Source organism: Paraburkholderia sp. BL10I2N1 (genome assembly GCF_004361815.1).
Taxonomy (GTDB): Bacteria; Pseudomonadota; Gammaproteobacteria; order Burkholderiales; family Burkholderiaceae; genus Paraburkholderia.
Genome location: NZ_SNWA01000001.1, coordinates 4,315,292 through 4,330,092, shown reverse-complemented (window position 1 = coordinate 4,330,092; position 14,801 = coordinate 4,315,292). Strand labels below are relative to the sequence as shown.

Here is a 14,801-nt window from a genome sequence, read left to right as displayed (position 1 = left end):
GTGACGAATTCGGCCCACGCTTGCAAGCCAGATCGCGCGGCTGCGCTTTCCGGCGTCAGCCCTTGCTGCTGGCGATGGCTTCGCGCACCTGCGCGGCGATCTCGAACGAACGCAGGCGCGCTGCGTGGTCGTAGATCTGCGCGGTCAACATCAGCTCGTCGGCACCGGTCTGCTCGATCACCGACAGCAGGCCTTCGCGTACTGCTTCGCGGTCGCCGATGACCGAGCACGAGAGCGAATGTGCGACGCCGCCCAATTCCATCTCCGTTGCCTCGATGCGCTCGACAGGCGGTTGCAGTTGCCCCGGCGTGCCGCGTCGCAGGTTCACGAACTGCTGCTGCAACGACGTGAAGAGGCGTTGCGCCGCCTCGTTCGTGTCCGCCGCGAACAGGTTCACGCCGACCATCGCATAGGGTTTGGCGAGCGCGGCGGAGGGACGGAACTGCGCACGATAAATCCGCAGTGCCGTCAGCATGTGGTCCGGCGCAAAGTGCGACGCGAACGCGAAGGGCAGTCCGAGCGCTGCCGCCAGCTGCGCGCTGAAGAGGCTCGAGCCCAGCAGCCAGATCGGCACATGCAGCCCGGCGCCGGGGACCGCGCGCACGCGTTGGCCAGGCACTGTATCGGCAAAATATCGCTGCAACTCGACGACGTCGTCCGGAAACGACTCCGCGCTGCCGTGCAGATCGCGGCGCAATGCGCGGGCGGTGGTCTGGTCGGTGCCGGGCGCGCGCCCGAGACCCAGGTCGATGCGGCCCGGATACAGCGATTCCAGCGTGCCGAACTGCTCGGCAATCACAAGCGGTGCATGATTCGGCAGCATCACACCGCCGGAGCCGACGCGAATGGTCTTCGTGCCGCCCGCGACGTGGCCGATTACCACCGAGGTCGCCGCACTCGCGATGCCGGTCATGTTGTGATGCTCGGCGAGCCAGTAGCGCAGATAGCCCCACTGTTCGGCATGCTGCGCGAGATCCAGCGTGTTCGTGAAGGCCTTCGTCGGAGTCGCGCCGACGGTGATGGGGGAGAGATCGAGAACCGAAAAAGGGATCATGTTGTGTTCGTCCGACGCCCGGCGCGGTACGGCCTGCGGCCGAACGAAGTGTCCGGATACGCGAAAGGGCCAGTGGCGGCCAGGGCAAAGCAGGATTGTGCCAAAGCGCACGTATTCGCGCTGACGGCCTCCACAAGTCCCTGCACGCAGCAGGGTGTTGTGGTGCAGCATGCGATTAACAGATCAGAAAGAGGCCGTAAGTGCGACGTCGCACAGAAATGGCCATGCCCCGGCGTTAGCGTGAAGCTGTCATTTCCTTGCGCGGTGCGCGTGGGTGTGCCTCACGGGAAGCGACGCTCAGGCAGGAAGTTGACGCTGATCGGTCCCGCATCGTCACGCGTAGGTCGGCTACGCAGAACAATCCCGGACGATGCGGACCGATCGGTCAATTCGCGCGCAGCCGACCCGTCGCGATCGTGCCCGCCGGGTGTCGAGAGAAGGGTGTTGTTGGCGCGTGTCGAACACGATCGCCGTCGCGCTGAAGGAATCGACGATTCGTCAGCCGGGTTGGTGTAAACGCTCTCTCGCGTTGCCTGACAATCGCGGCTAAATTGTCGGCACCCAGACAGGATAAGTCGAGGGACCAGACGACCGCGAGCAGCGGTCAACATTCCGGTTGCAGGCGTGGACAGGGCGCGGTTTCTGTCCGGATGCGCCGGGTTGTTGCGCCGCTGCCAGGCGTCTTTCTCTTTTTCTGGCACACAGTCTGATCGGCCCCCCCGTGCTCCCCCATGTCGTCCCGCGTTGCAGCTTCGCGCAGTGTTGCGACGTGTCTCTTCCGTCTCAAGCATTTTCACCCGCTCCACACTGTCCCCCGCGACTGCGCTTCATCGCGCGTCACGCTGTTGTGCGCGTGGGCGCACGCATTCGGCAGGCCAACGCTCGCCCTTTTCGAAGCAGGCAGTTATCCTGTAGTACAACCTTCATACAGGACGTGCTTCGTTTCGAAGATGGCTCACCGTTCCAGACTGCTTGCCGTGATGGTGCTGGGCGTCTCGCTCGCACTGACGGCTTGCGACGACCAGCAAACCGATCGCGCCGTGCAAAAGCTCAAAGACTTCTTTAACGCCGTCAAACCGGACACACTGCTGCTCAAAGGCCTGACTCCCGGCATCACGACGGAAGACCAGGTCCGCAAGCAGATGGGCCGGCCGGAAACCGAGCGTACCTACACCGACGGCTCGAAACGCCTCGAATATCCGCGCGGTCCGCAGGGGCTCAACACCTATATGGTCGACATCGATCGCAACGGCACGCTGAGCGCGATCACTCAGGTGCTGACCGCGACCAACTTCGCGAAGATCCGGCCTGGCATGACCGAGGATGAAGTGCGCCGGCTGCTCGGCAAGCCCGGCGAAGTCGCCCGTTATCCACTCAAGCCGGAAACGGTGTGGAGCTGGAAGTGGCTCGAAGGCGGCGTCACACAGGAGGCTTTCTTCAACGTCCATTTCGACGTGGACGGCAAGGTCTACACCACGTCGCGTTCCGACGTGATTCGCGGGCGATAGGCGAGGGACGCAACATGATCCGTCGACGTCGTCATCAACGCATCGGTCTCGTGCTCGGCGGCGGCGCCGCGCGCGGCTGGGCTCATATCGGCGCCATTCGTGCGCTGCTCGACGCGGGCATCAAACCGGATGTCGTCTGCGGCACGTCGATCGGTGCGCTGGTCGGCGCGGTCTACGCGAATGGCGATCTCGACTGGCTCGAAGAATGGGTGTCGCGTCTCACGTGGCGAACCGTTGTACGTCTGCTGGATCTGCGTTTTTCGGGCGGTCTGCTGGGCGGACGGAAAGTGATTCAGGTGTTTGCCGACCGGTTCAACGGTTGCGAAATCCGCGATCTCAAGATCCCCTTCGCGGCAGTCGCGACCGAACTCGATTCGGGCCGCGAAATCTGGCTGCAGGACGGGCGCGTGGTTGATGCCGTGCGGGCCTCGATTGCGATTCCGGGCATTTTCACGCCGATGTGGCATGAGGGAGCGTGGCTCGTCGATGGTGGCCTCGCGAACCCGGTGCCGGTATCCGTCGCGCGCGGGATGCGGGCCGACTGTGTGATCGCGATCGATCTGAATAACGACATCCTCAACGGGCGCGATCTGGGCGGCGTTGCGGTCGACATGTCGGTGCCCATCGAGGAAGTCGATCCCGACGCGCCGCCGCCCGTCGCCTTGCGCAAGAACGGCAAGCCGTGGCCGCGCTGGCTCGCGCCGGAGAACGGCCGCGCAGGCGGCACGAGCGACGTGCGCGTGCCGCCGCCGCCGAGCGCACGCGTGCCGTCGATGCTGAGTTCGATCGGGCAAAGCATCGACATCATGCAGGTGCGTATCACGCGTAGCCGCCTCGCGGGCGAGCCCGCCGACATCCTGATCCAGCCGCGCCTGGGCGGCATGGGTATCTTCGATTTTCATCGCGCGGGGCCCGCCATTGACGAGGGCCGCGCCGCGGTCGAATACATGATGCCGGCGATCAAGGCGCGGCTCGGCATGGTGTGAATCCGCTCTCGTACGGGCAGCGCATCAGGGCGAGCGTGCCCTGAGCACGACGACGCGGTCCACGGCGAGCCATGCGGCGTCGCGCCCATTGCCGCAGCCCACGCCGGCGGTCACGCCGCCGGGCACGAGATGCGTTTCGAAGAGCGCGTAGAGATCGGTGGGCGGCGGCTGGTACGGACAATCCGTCTATCGAAAAAGCGACCCGAAACTTGCTAAATCGCGGCAGCCATCACGCTTGTCCCGTCACCTTACAGATTCGTATTGCCCGTCAAAACAGGCGTTTCGCGCCGGGGCAACACCCGATCGACGGATGTTGCAACGCAGCAAGACGCATGACCGCAATTTGAGCGATTTATTTTCGCCTGCGAGTATCCGCGCCATGCCGGAAGGCCGCCCGCCGCCTCATCAGACCACGCGCTGACGAGCGCGGACCAGAGAGAAGAGGGCGGTGCCGGCCATGACTCAACACTTCGACGGAGACACGCGTGTTCCTTTACGGCTTTGGTCCGGTGCTCCTCGCCGGTACGATCCAGACGATCGAGCTGTCCGTCCTGTCGCTTGCGGCCTCTGTGGTGCTCGGTCTCGCGGGCGCGGCGGCGAAGCTCTCCTCCAACCGCCCATTGCGCAGCCTCGCAACCGGCTATACGACGCTGATTCGCTCGGTGCCGGATCTCGTACTGATGCTACTGCTCTTCTACAGCATCCAGATCGCCGTCAACGACCTGACCGACGCGCTCGATCTGCCTCAGTTCGACATTGATCCATTCGTGGCCGGTGTGCTGACGCTCGGCTTCATCTACGGCGCGTATTTCACCGAGACGTTCCGCGGCGCATTCCTGTCGGTGCCGCGCGGCCAGCTCGAAGCGGGCAGCGCCTACGGGATGAGCGGCATGCGCGTCTTCACCCGCATCATGTTCCCGCAGATGATGCGCTTCGCGCTGCCGGGCATCGGCAACAACTGGCAGGTGCTCGTCAAGGCGACCGCGCTGGTGTCGATCATCGGGCTTGCCGATGTCGTGAAAGCCGCCCAGGACGCGGGAAAAAGCACCTTCAACATGTTCTTCTTCATTCTCATCGCGGCACTGATCTACCTCGCGATCACGACGGTCTCGAACATCGTGCTCGTGTGGCTGGGGCGGCGTTATTCGATTGGCGTGCGGCACGCGGAGCTTTGACACCACCATGACTGAAATCCTCACCGAGTACTGGCGCGCATTTCTCTACTGGGACGGCCATCGCATGTCGGGGCTGGCGGTCACGCTGTGGCTGCTGGTCGTGTCGATCGGCTTCGGCTTTGTGATGGCGATTCCGCTGGCCGTGATGCGGGTCTCGAAGAAGCGCTGGCTGTCGATGCCGGTGCGCTTCTATACCTACGTGTTTCGCGGTACGCCGCTGTACGTGCAACTGCTGCTGATCTATACCGGCATCTACAGCCTCGAATTCGTGCGGGCCCATTCGCTGCTCGATGCCTTCTTCCGCAGCGGCTTCTACTGCGCGATCCTCGCGTTCGCGTTGAACACCTGCGCCTACACGACGGAGATTTTCGCGGGCGCGATCCGCTCGACTTCGCACGGCGAAGTCGAGGCGGCGCGTGCCTACGGCATGAGCTGGTTCACGATGTACCGGCGCATTGTGCTACCGTCCGCGCTACGCCGGGCGCTGCCGTTGTACAGTAACGAAGTGATCCTGATGCTGCACGCAACGACCGTTGCCTTCACAGCGACCGTGCCCGACATCCTCAAGGTGGCGCGCGACGTGAATTCGGCGACGTACCGCTCGTTCGAAGCCTTCGGTATCGCGGCGCTGATCTACTGTGCGGTATCGTTTGCGCTCGTCGCCGCGTTTCGCCGCGCCGAGCGCCGCTGGCTCGCGTATCTGGCGGTACGTACGCACTGAGCCGGGCGCGCACAAGGAGCGCTGCGGCGGGAGGATCAGCCCGCGGTAACGCGCAGAACAGAACGTATCACCCTGTCGCAAGACGGGCCTGCATTCACACTGGGAGAGCATCTTGCTCCATACATCTCAAACCGAAGCCTGCAAGCTCGCCGTGCAGGACATCCACAAGCGCTACGGCGACAACGAAGTGCTGAAGGGCGTGTCGATGAACGCGAACAAGGGCGACGTGATCAGCATCATCGGCGCGAGCGGTTCGGGCAAGAGCACGTTCCTGCGCTGCATCAATTTTCTGGAGCGCCCGAACGCCGGGCAGATCATCGTCGACGGCGAAACGGTGCGCACCAAAACCGACCGCCACGGCAATTTCGAAGTGGCCGATCACAAGCAGCTACAGCGCATCCGCACGAAGCTCGCGATGGTGTTCCAGCATTTCAACCTATGGGCGCACATGAACGTGCTCGAGAACGTCGTCGAGGCGCCGATTCACGTGCTCGGTCTGTCGCGTCGCGAAGCCGAAGAGCGCGCCCGTCAGTATCTGGAGAAGGTCGGCCTCGCGCCGCGTCTGGAAAAGCAGTATCCGTCGCATCTGTCGGGCGGCCAGCAGCAGCGCGTCGCGATTGCCCGTGCACTGGCGATGAATCCCGACGTCATGCTGTTCGACGAACCGACTTCGGCGCTCGATCCGGAACTCGTCGGCGAAGTGCTGAAGGTGATGCAGAAGCTCGCCGAAGAAGGCCGCACGATGATCGTCGTCACGCATGAAATGGGTTTCGCGCGCAACGTATCGAATCACGTGATGTTCCTGCATCAGGGGCGTACCGAAGAAGAAGGGTTGCCCTCCGAGGTGCTCACGTCGCCGCGCAGCGAACGGCTCAAGCAGTTCCTGTCCGGCAGCCTGAAGTAACTTCTCGAACAACGCCTCGACGACCCGCGCTTCAGAACCAGATGGCCCGCACGTCCAACCCGGCACGCACGACCCAGGTCGCGATCGTCGCGTTGCCGCCCGTGTCGATGTCGGGCGTAGGGCCGATCGTCGACGCACTCCATCTCGCCAACGAAATCGACGGTCGCGCGCTGTACCGCTGGCAGGTCTGTTCGTGGGACGGGCGCCCTGTGCCGCTCTCCGGCGGCGCGCAGTGGCCCGCCGATGCCGCGTTCGGCGACGCCATTTCCGCCGACTGGCTGATCATCGTCAGCGAGCGCTTCCAGCAGTTCGCCGACTATCGGCTGTTCCTCGCGAGCCTGTCGCGCGTGGGGCAGCGCACGCCGCTCGTCACGGGCATCCATCACGGCGTCTGGTGGCTCGCGATGGCCGGGCAGTTGTCCGGCTATCGGGTGAGCGTCAACTGGGAAACCTATCAGCAGTTTTCCGAGCAGTTCGAACGCTCGATCGTCACGCAGCAGATCTTCGAAATCGATCGCGACCGTGCGACCTGCGCCGGCGGCCAGGCCACCGTCGACTTCATGCTGGCGATGATCGCCCGCGAACACGGCCCGGAACTGGCGGACCGGATCGCCGACACGCTCGGCGTCGGCGTGTTGCGCGCGGGTGAGGAGCGTCAGCGCATTCCGTTCGTGACGGCGCCCGGCGAGCGCCATCCGCGCCTGAACGACGCGCTTCTGCTGATGGAAGCCAATATCGAAGATCCGCTGACCACCGATGAAATCGCGGGTCTCGTCGGTGTCTCGCGGCGCCAGCTCGAACGGTTGTTTCGCCAGTATCTGGCTGCGATGCCGTCGCGCTACTACCTGGGGCTGCGCCTGTCAAAAGCGCGTACGCAACTCCAGCGCACCAGCAAATCGATGGTGCAGATCAGCCTTGCATGCGGTTTTTCGTCGGCTGCGCACTTTTCGAATGCGTATCGCGAACATTTTGGCGTCACACCGCGCGAGGATCGTCGCAATTACATCGAAAAGCAGCATGGCGGCGGCCCGGACGGTCGCGTGAACGTGCCGCGCCCGGCCGCGCTGATCGAGCCGCCCGATACGGACTAAAGCCGCGCATGCGGCCGCAGAACACCAACCCCGATAGAACGCGTCGCGTATAAGCAAGACGGTTCGCACGCGGTTTCCTACACTAGTGACATTACTGCAACGAGGATTAGCCATGAACGACCTGACTGTGACACGCGAGACTTTCGACGAAGTGATGGTGCCGGTGTTCTCGCCAGCCGCTTTCGTGCCGGTGCGCGCCGAGGGCTCGCGTGTCTGGGATACGCAAGGCCGCGACTACATCGACTTTGCCGGCGGCATCGCCGTCACGGCGCTCGGCCACTCGCACCCGGAATTGCTGAAGGTGCTGCAGGAGCAGGGCAGCAAGCTGTGGCACATCGGCAACGGTTACACGAACGAACCGGTGCTGCGCCTGGCCAGGCGTCTCGAAGACCTGACGTTCGCCGACCGAGCATTCTTCGCCAACTCGGGCGCGGAAGCGAACGAAGCCGCCCTGAAACTGGCGCGCCGCGTCGCGTTCGAACGTTTCGGCGCCGACAAGTACGAAATCGTCTCGTTCACGCAGTCGTTCCACGGCCGGACCTTCTTCACGGTGAGCGTCGGAGGCCAGCCGAAGTATTCGGAAGGCTTCGGTCCGGTGCCGCAGGGCATCATCCATCTGCCGTACAACGACACGGAAGCCGCGCTGAAGACCATTGGCGCGAGGACGTGCGCGGTGATCGTCGAGCCGATCCAGGGCGAAGGCGGCGTCATTCCGGCCGATCCGGCTTTCCTGCGCGCATTGCGCGAAGCCTGCGACAGGCACGGCGCACTGCTGATTTTTGACGAGGTACAAACCGGTGTAGGCCGCAGCGGCTATTTCTACGCGTATCAGGACACGGACGTGACGCCTGACATCCTGACCACCGCGAAGGCGCTCGGCAACGGCTTCCCGATCGGCGCGATGCTGACGACGACCGAACTGGCCGCGCATTTCAAGGTTGGCGTGCATGGCACCACGTACGGCGGCAATCCGCTGGCTTCGGCGATTGCGGAAAAGGTCGTTGAACTGATCAGCGAACCGGCCGTGCTCGAAGGCGTGCGCTCGCGCGGCGAACTCCTGAAGGCAAAGCTCGCAAAGATCAACGAACGTTTCGGCATTTTCAAGGAAGTGCGCGGCAAGGGTCTCCTGATCGGCGCCGAACTGACCGATGCGTTCAAGGGCCGCGCGAAAGACTTCGTCACCGCTGCCGCGAATCATGGCGCGATGATGCTGATGGCGGGGCCTGATGTGCTGCGTTTTGCACCGTCGCTGATCATGCCGATCGACGATCTCAATGAAGGTCTTGCGCGCCTCGAAAAGGCAATCGAGGCTGTCGTCGGCGCGACCGCTGAAGCAGCGGCACGCTGATTCATCTGCATCACATTCAACCACTGGAACGATGATGCTCTTCGTACGCCCTGGCCGCCTCGCCGATCTCGATGCGCTCGAACACATGGCGCGCACCGCCCAACCCGTGCTGCACTCGCTGCCGCATGACCGGCGGGCGCTCGAGGCGCGCGTCGCGTTGTCGGAAGACTCGTTTCTCGCGGAAGTCGATTTTCCGGGCGAAGAGTTCTACCTGTTCGTGCTCGAAGACGCCGCAACAGGCAAGCTGCTGGGCACGGCGAGCATCGTCGCGGCGGCCGGCTACTCCGAACCGTTCTACGCGTTTCGCAACGACGCGCTGATCCATGCGTCGCGTGAGCTGCACGTGAACCGCAAGATTCACGCGCTGACCATGTCGCATGAACTGACCGGCAAGAGCCGGCTCGCGGGCTTCTATATCGATCCCTCGTTGCGTGGCGATGCGGCGGCGCATCTGATGTCGCGAGCGCGGATGATGTACATCGCCGCGAACCGCAGGCGCTTCACGCCGGAAGTGTTTTCGCTGCTGCTCGGCGTGACCGACGATGCGGGCGTGTCGCCCTTCTGGGAAGCGGTGGGCCGCAAGTTCTTCGGCCGCAATTTCGCCGATATCGAAGTGGAGTCGGGCGGCCGCAGCCGCACCTTCATCGCGGAAGTCATGCCGAGCTATCCAATCTACGTGCCCTTGCTGCCCGAAGCGGCGCAGCGTGTGCTGGGCGAGCCGGACGAGAAGGCGCTGCTTGCCTACGACATCCACCAGGAAGAGGGCTTCGAGACGGACCGCTACGTCGATATCTTCGATGCCGGTCCGGTAGTGACGGCGCAGGTCGATCGCGCGGCGTGCGTGGCGCGCAATGAGAATCGCGTGGTGCACGAAGGGGCCGCGGCCGAACAAGGGCCAACGTACCTCATCGCCAGCAATCGCGCAGGCGATTTCCGCTGCGTGTTGGCGGATCTGCCAACGGACAAGACCAGAGGCGCCACACTGTCGAGCGCCACGCGCGAAGCGCTTGGCGTGCAGGACGGCGACACGGTGCGCTGTGTGCCGCTGCATCAGCAGACGCAGAATGAACATTCGGGAGAAGCACAATGATCGTCGTTCGCGTCGTGCAGACGGGCGATGTGGACGCGCTCGTCGCGCTCGCTCAGGAGACCGGTCCCGGTCTCACCACCTTCAAGCCGGATCGCGATGCGCTGGCAGCGCGCGTCGAACGCACGCGCCGGACAATGGAAGGCAAGGCCGCGCCACACGAAGAAGGCTATTTCTTTGTCATGGAAGATGCGCAGACGGGCGACGTGGCAGGCGTGTGCGGGATCGAAACCGCAGTCGGTCTCGAACAGCCGTTCTACAACTATCGCGTGAGTACGGTCGTGCACGCGAGCCAGGATCTCGGCATCTGGACGCGCATGCGTGCGCTCAACATCTCGCATGATCTGACGGGCTACGCCGAAGTGTGCTCGCTGTTTCTGAGCCCGCGTTACCGGACGAGCGGCGTCGGCGGTTTGCTGTCGCGCTCGCGCTTCATGTTTATCGCGCAGTTCCGCGAGCGGTTTCCGCAGCGCATCTGCGCCGAACTGCGCGGGCACTTCGATGCGGACGGCACATCGCCGTTCTGGCGCGCGGTGGGCTCGCACTTCTATCAGATCGATTTCAACGCCGCGGACTATCTCAGCTCGCACGGACGCAAGGCGTTCCTCGCCGAACTGATGCCGCGCTATCCGGTGTACGTCGATCTGCTGCCGGAAGAGGCGCAGGCCGCCGTCGGCCTCACGCACAGCGACACGCTGCCCGCCCGCCGGATGCTCGAAGCCGAAGGGCTGCGCTACGAGAACCACGTCGATATTTTCGACGCCGGTCCGGTGCTCGAATGTCATATCGCCGATCTGCGCACGGTGCGCGAGAGTGTCGTCGTGCCGGTCGAGATTGGCGAGCCGCGGGTGCAGGACGGTGGTCCGCGTTCGCTCGTATCGAATACGTCGCTGGCCGACTTCCGCGTCGGCATGGCGCCCGGCGTGCCGGAGGAGGGCGTGTTCCGCCTGTCCGCCGAAGATGCTGCTGCGCTCGACGTGCGCGCCGGCGATCCGGTGCGTGTACTGCCGCAGAAATCAAAACAGGGATGATCATGACTGAGCTTTTTATCGACGGCGAATGGGCCGCCGGCACCGGCCACCTGTTCGCGTCGCGCAACCCGGGCACCAACGCGAAAGTGTGGGAAGGCAACAGCGCTTCGGCGGAAGACGTTGACCGTGCGGTGCGTAGCGCGCGCCGCGCCTTTGCAGCGTGGTCGGCGCTGGATTTCGACGCACGTATCGCGATCGTGCGCCGCTTCGCTACGCTTCTGACCGAACGCAAGGAAGCGATCGCCGAGGCGATCGGTCGCGAAACTGGCAAGCCGTTGTGGGAAGCGCGCACCGAAGTGGCGTCGATGGCTGCGAAGGTCGAGATCTCGATTCAGGCCTACCACGAGCGCACCGGAGAAAAGCGCACACCGATGGCCGATGGCGTCGCGGTGCTGCGGCATCGTCCACATGGCGTGGTCGCGGTATTCGGGCCGTATAACTTCCCGGGCCATTTGCCGAACGGGCACATCGTGCCGGCGCTGATCGCCGGCAATACAGTCGTGTTCAAGCCGTCCGAACTGGCGCCGGGCGTCGCGCGTGCGACGGTCGAGGTGTGGCGTGAGGCGGGTCTGCCGGCCGGCGTGCTGAACCTCGTGCAGGGCGAGAAGGACACGGGCGTGGCACTGGCGAACCATCGTCAGATCGATGGCCTCTTCTTCACCGGCAGTTCGGACACGGGCACGCTGCTGCACAAGCAGTTCGGCGGCCGCCCGGAGATCGTGCTCGCGCTCGAAATGGGCGGCAACAACCCGCTCGTCGTCGCACCGGTCGCCGATCTCGACGCCGCCGTGCATCACACGATCCAGTCGGCGTTTCTGTCGGCAGGGCAGCGTTGCACCTGCGCGCGCCGCATCTTCGTGCCGAGCGATGCCTTTGGCGACCGCTATATCGAGCGTCTCGTCGAGGTGACTTCGCGCATCGCCGTGGGTGAATACAATGCCGATCCACAGCCGTTCATGGGCGCGGTGATCTCGGCGCGCGCCGCTTCGCGTCTCGTCGCGGCGCAGGACCGGCTGCTCTCGGACGGCGCGAAATCGCTGCTGACGATGGAACAGCGCGATCCGCAACTCGGCTTCGTGACGCCTGCGATTCTCGATGTGACCGGCGTGCAGGACCTGCCCGACGAAGAGCACTTCGGCCCGCTTGCGCAGATCATCCGCTACACGACCTTCGACGCCGCAATCGACGGTGCGAACGACACCGAATTCGGCCTGTCCGCCGGTCTGCTGGCCGACGACGAGTCGCTGTGGACGCATTTCCAGCGCAGCATCCGCGCGGGCATCGTCAACTGGAACCGGCCGACCAACGGGGCTTCGTCGGGCGCGCCGTTCGGCGGCTCGGGCCGCTCGGGCAACAACCGGCCGAGCGCGTACTACGCGGCCGATTACTGCGCGTATCCGATGGCTTCCGTCGAAAGCGCACAACTGCAGATGCCCGCGAGCGTTTCGCCGGGCCTCCAATTCTGAGGATCGACGATGCAAGCCAGTGAAGCCAATTTCGACGGACTCGTCGGCCCGACCCACAACTATGCGGGGCTGTCGTTCGGCAACGTCGCATCGCAGAACAACGAGAAGTCTGTCGCGAACCCGAAGGCCGCGGCGAAGCAGGGTCTGCGCAAGATGAAACAGCTTGCCGAGCTCGGCTTTAATCAGGGCGTGTTGCCGCCGCAAGAGCGGCCGTCGATGCGCCTTCTGCGCGAACTCGGCTTTTCCGGCGACGACGCTTCCGTCATCGCACGTGTTGCGAAGGACGCGCCCGAGCTGCTCGCCGCCGCGAGTTCCGCGTCGGCGATGTGGACAGCGAACGCGGCGACAGTGAGCCCTTCGGCGGACACACACGATGGCCGCGTGCATTTCACGCCGGCGAACCTGTGCAGCAAGCTGCATCGCGCAATCGAACACGAATCGACGCGCCGCACGCTGCAGGCGATCTTCGCGGACAACGCACGCTTCGCGGTGCATGAAGCGTTGCCCGGCACGCCGGCGCTTGGCGACGAAGGCGCGGCGAATCACACGCGCTTTTGCGCGGAGTATGGAGTGCGCGGCGTCGAGTTCTTCGTCTACGGGCGCAGCGAGTATCGTCGCGGGCCGGAACCGAAGCGCTATCCGGCGCGCCAGACGTTCGAGGCGAGCCGCGCGGTCGCGCATCGTCACGGGCTGGTCGAAGGCGGAACGGTCTACGCGCAGCAAACGCCTGACGTGATCGATGCCGGTGTGTTCCATAACGACGTGATTGCCGTCGGCAACCGCAACACGCTGTTCTGTCATGAGACCGCGTTTGTCGACCAGTCCGCGGTGTACGACGAACTGCGCGCCAAGCTCGACAAGCTCAACGCGTCGTTCAATGTGATCGAAGTGCCGGACGCCCAGGTGAGCGTCGCGGATGCCGTGACGTCCTATCTGTTCAACAGCCAGTTGCTGACGCGCCCGGATGGCCGCCAGGTGCTGGTGGTGCCGCAGGAATGTCGTGAAAATGCGCGGGTTGCCGCGTATCTCGACAGCCTCTCGGCGCAGCATGGTCCGATCGACGACGTGCTGGTGTTCGATCTGCGTGAAAGCATGAAGAACGGCGGCGGCCCGGCCTGCCTGCGTCTGCGTGTCGTGCTGAACGACGCAGAGCGCGCAGCGGTGGCGCCGGGCGTATGGATCAACGATAACCTCTTCGGTCGCCTCGATGCGTGGATCGAAAAGCACTATCGCGATCGCCTCGCACCGGCCGATCTCACCGATCCGCAACTGCTGGCCGAGTCGCGCACCGCGCTTGACGAACTGACGCAGATTCTCGGCCTCGGCTCGCTCTATGACTTCCAGCGCTGATCGCGGCGCGCACGCGCTGCTCGACGATTTTCTGGCATACACGCTGGGTGGCAAACGTCCGTCACCGGAAGAGGCCGTGGGGGAGTGCGCGAACGGCACACGCTTTGCGTGGCAGGGCGATGGCGTGCTGCAGCTTGAACCCGCGGTGCTCACGAACGGAACGCGTAGCGTGCTCGCGTCGGCGGGCATTCACGGCGATGAAACCGCGCCGATCGAATTGCTGTCGCTGATGGTGCGCGATATCGCGACGGGGCGCATGCCGCTTGCGTGCCGGCTGCTCGTGATTCTCGGCAACGTCAATGCGATGCGTGAAGCGCGCCGTTATCGCGACGACGACCTGAACCGCCTCTTCAGCGGCCGTCATGCACAGGTCGCGCAGAGTCGCGAAGCCCCGCGCGCGGCCGCACTCGAGCGCGCCGCAACGCGTTTCTTCGCGGCCGCGTCCAATGCGCCCGAAGCACGCTGGCACGTCGATATGCACACGGCGATCCGTGCCTCGGTGTTCGAGCAGTTCGCGTTGTTGCCGCACACGGGCGCGCCGCTATCGCGTGCGATGTTCGAATGGCTGCGGGACGCACGCATTGCCGCTGTGCTGCTGCATACGACGAAGGGCAACACGTATTCGCATTTCACCGCCGATACGTGCGGCGCACTGGCATGCACGCTCGAACTCGGGAAGGTCCGCCCGTTCGGACAGAACGATCTCGTGCGTTTCGCGGGGGCCGATCACGCGCTGCGCCGGCTGGTCGCAGGTGAGCCGGTCGTTGAATCGGCGCCGCTGCCGCGCGTGTTCACGGTCATCGACCAGATCACGAAGCAGAGCGACGCGTTCGAACTGCTCGTCGCCTCGGATGTGCCGAATTTCACGCCGTTCGAAAAAGACACGCTGCTCGCCCGCGATGGCGATTATCGCTACTCGGTGCGCCACGACGAAGAACGCATCGTGTTTCCGAATCCGACGGTGAAGCCCGGCCTGCGCGCCGGGTTGCTCGTCATCGAAACCACCGACAGCACGCTGGCCGCGCTCGTCTGACCCATCGTACGGCCGCGCGGTCGCTGGGACCGCTGCCGCGTCATGGG

At 64.4% G+C, this 14,801-nt stretch carries 13 protein-coding genes and 1 pseudogene; 12 read left to right on the top strand and 2 right to left on the bottom strand.

The features are described 5' to 3' along the window. Positions 1–55: 55 nt before the first annotated feature. Positions 56–1,054, bottom strand: a complete 999-nt coding sequence (locus B0G77_RS20185; RefSeq protein WP_133663717.1) for an LLM class flavin-dependent oxidoreductase — start codon at positions 1,052–1,054, stop codon at positions 56–58. Between the two features lie 950 nt (positions 1,055–2,004). Between B0G77_RS20185 and B0G77_RS20180 the strand changes: the two genes are divergently transcribed. Both B0G77_RS20180 and B0G77_RS20175 read left to right on the top strand, forming a co-directional pair. Beyond that, positions 2,005–2,562 carry a hypothetical protein gene (locus tag B0G77_RS20180; RefSeq protein WP_133663716.1) on the top strand — a complete coding sequence of 186 codons (558 nt, stop codon included), beginning with the start codon at positions 2,005–2,007 and terminating at the stop codon, positions 2,560–2,562. Positions 2,563–2,576: 14 nt separating this feature from the next. Next, positions 2,577–3,548 carry a patatin-like phospholipase family protein gene (locus B0G77_RS20175; RefSeq protein ID WP_133663715.1) on the top strand — a complete coding sequence of 324 codons (972 nt, stop codon included), beginning with the start codon at positions 2,577–2,579 and terminating at the stop codon, positions 3,546–3,548. A 63-nt stretch (positions 3,549–3,611) separates the two neighbouring features. On the opposite strand, the pseudogene B0G77_RS44370 reads toward B0G77_RS20175, so the two are convergent. Continuing rightward, positions 3,612–3,719 (bottom strand): annotated as a pseudogene (locus B0G77_RS44370) (SAM-dependent methyltransferase); the annotation flags it as partial. A 314-nt stretch (positions 3,720–4,033) separates the two neighbouring features. Here B0G77_RS44370 and hisQ point away from each other — a divergent pair. From hisQ to astE, 10 genes are all read left to right on the top strand, one after another. Beyond that, complete coding sequence (gene hisQ / locus B0G77_RS20165; RefSeq protein ID WP_133663714.1) at positions 4,034–4,723, top strand: histidine ABC transporter permease HisQ; 690 nt, start codon at positions 4,034–4,036, stop codon at positions 4,721–4,723. Positions 4,724–4,730: 7 nt separating this feature from the next. Further along, the gene (locus B0G77_RS20160) at positions 4,731–5,444 is read left to right on the top strand and encodes an ABC transporter permease (RefSeq protein ID WP_133663713.1); all 714 of its coding nucleotides are present in this window, start codon (positions 4,731–4,733) and stop codon (positions 5,442–5,444) included. A 112-nt stretch (positions 5,445–5,556) separates the two neighbouring features. Further along, entirely contained in the window at positions 5,557–6,348 is a 792-nt protein-coding gene (locus B0G77_RS20155; protein ID WP_133663712.1) for an ABC transporter ATP-binding protein, read from the top strand. A 41-nt stretch (positions 6,349–6,389) separates the two neighbouring features. Continuing rightward, positions 6,390–7,439: a GlxA family transcriptional regulator gene (locus tag B0G77_RS20150; RefSeq protein ID WP_133663711.1), complete on the top strand. Its 1,050-nt coding sequence runs from the start codon at positions 6,390–6,392 to the stop codon at positions 7,437–7,439. 112 nt (positions 7,440–7,551) lie between these two features. Then, a complete protein-coding gene (locus tag B0G77_RS20145; RefSeq protein ID WP_133663710.1) occupies positions 7,552–8,787 on the top strand; it encodes an aspartate aminotransferase family protein in 1,236 nt (411 codons plus the stop codon). A gap of 34 nt (positions 8,788–8,821) precedes the next feature. Then, complete coding sequence (aruF, locus tag B0G77_RS20140; RefSeq protein WP_133663709.1) at positions 8,822–9,877, top strand: arginine/ornithine succinyltransferase subunit alpha; 1,056 nt, start codon at positions 8,822–8,824, stop codon at positions 9,875–9,877. Beyond that, positions 9,874–10,905, top strand: coding sequence for an arginine N-succinyltransferase (gene astA / locus B0G77_RS20135; protein WP_133663708.1), 1,032 nt, complete (start codon positions 9,874–9,876; stop codon positions 10,903–10,905). Before aruF ends, astA begins: the two co-directional genes overlap by 4 nt. 2 nt (positions 10,906–10,907) lie before the next feature. Beyond that, positions 10,908–12,371 carry a succinylglutamate-semialdehyde dehydrogenase gene (astD, locus tag B0G77_RS20130; RefSeq protein WP_133663707.1) on the top strand — a complete coding sequence of 488 codons (1,464 nt, stop codon included), beginning with the start codon at positions 10,908–10,910 and terminating at the stop codon, positions 12,369–12,371. Between the two features lie 9 nt (positions 12,372–12,380). Continuing rightward, positions 12,381–13,721 (top strand): N-succinylarginine dihydrolase, encoded by a 1,341-nt coding sequence (gene astB, locus B0G77_RS20125; RefSeq protein WP_133663706.1) that lies wholly within the window; start codon positions 12,381–12,383, stop codon positions 13,719–13,721. Next, entirely contained in the window at positions 13,705–14,754 is a 1,050-nt protein-coding gene (gene astE / locus B0G77_RS20120; protein WP_133663705.1) for a succinylglutamate desuccinylase, read from the top strand. Before astB ends, astE begins: the two co-directional genes overlap by 17 nt. The last annotated feature ends 47 nt before the right edge of the window (positions 14,755–14,801 follow it).

Excerpts from the sequence above, each read along its gene's own strand:
- B0G77_RS20185 (WP_133663717.1), bottom strand. The coding sequence starts at position 1,054 with ATGATCCCTTTTTCGGTTCTCGATCTCTCCCCCATCACCGTCGGCGCG.
- B0G77_RS20180 (WP_133663716.1), top strand. The coding sequence starts at position 2,005 with ATGGCTCACCGTTCCAGACTGCTTGCCGTGATGGTGCTGGGCGTCTCG.
- B0G77_RS20175 (WP_133663715.1), top strand. The coding sequence starts at position 2,577 with ATGATCCGTCGACGTCGTCATCAACGCATCGGTCTCGTGCTCGGCGGC.
- B0G77_RS20160 (WP_133663713.1), top strand. The coding sequence starts at position 4,731 with ATGACTGAAATCCTCACCGAGTACTGGCGCGCATTTCTCTACTGGGAC.
- B0G77_RS20150 (WP_133663711.1), top strand. The coding sequence starts at position 6,390 with ATGGCCCGCACGTCCAACCCGGCACGCACGACCCAGGTCGCGATCGTC.
- B0G77_RS20145 (WP_133663710.1), top strand. The coding sequence starts at position 7,552 with ATGAACGACCTGACTGTGACACGCGAGACTTTCGACGAAGTGATGGTG.
- aruF (WP_133663709.1), top strand. The coding sequence starts at position 8,822 with ATGCTCTTCGTACGCCCTGGCCGCCTCGCCGATCTCGATGCGCTCGAA.
- astA (WP_133663708.1), top strand. The coding sequence starts at position 9,874 with ATGATCGTCGTTCGCGTCGTGCAGACGGGCGATGTGGACGCGCTCGTC.
- astD (WP_133663707.1), top strand. The coding sequence starts at position 10,908 with ATGACTGAGCTTTTTATCGACGGCGAATGGGCCGCCGGCACCGGCCAC.
- astB (WP_133663706.1), top strand. The coding sequence starts at position 12,381 with ATGCAAGCCAGTGAAGCCAATTTCGACGGACTCGTCGGCCCGACCCAC.
- astE (WP_133663705.1), top strand. The coding sequence starts at position 13,705 with ATGACTTCCAGCGCTGATCGCGGCGCGCACGCGCTGCTCGACGATTTT.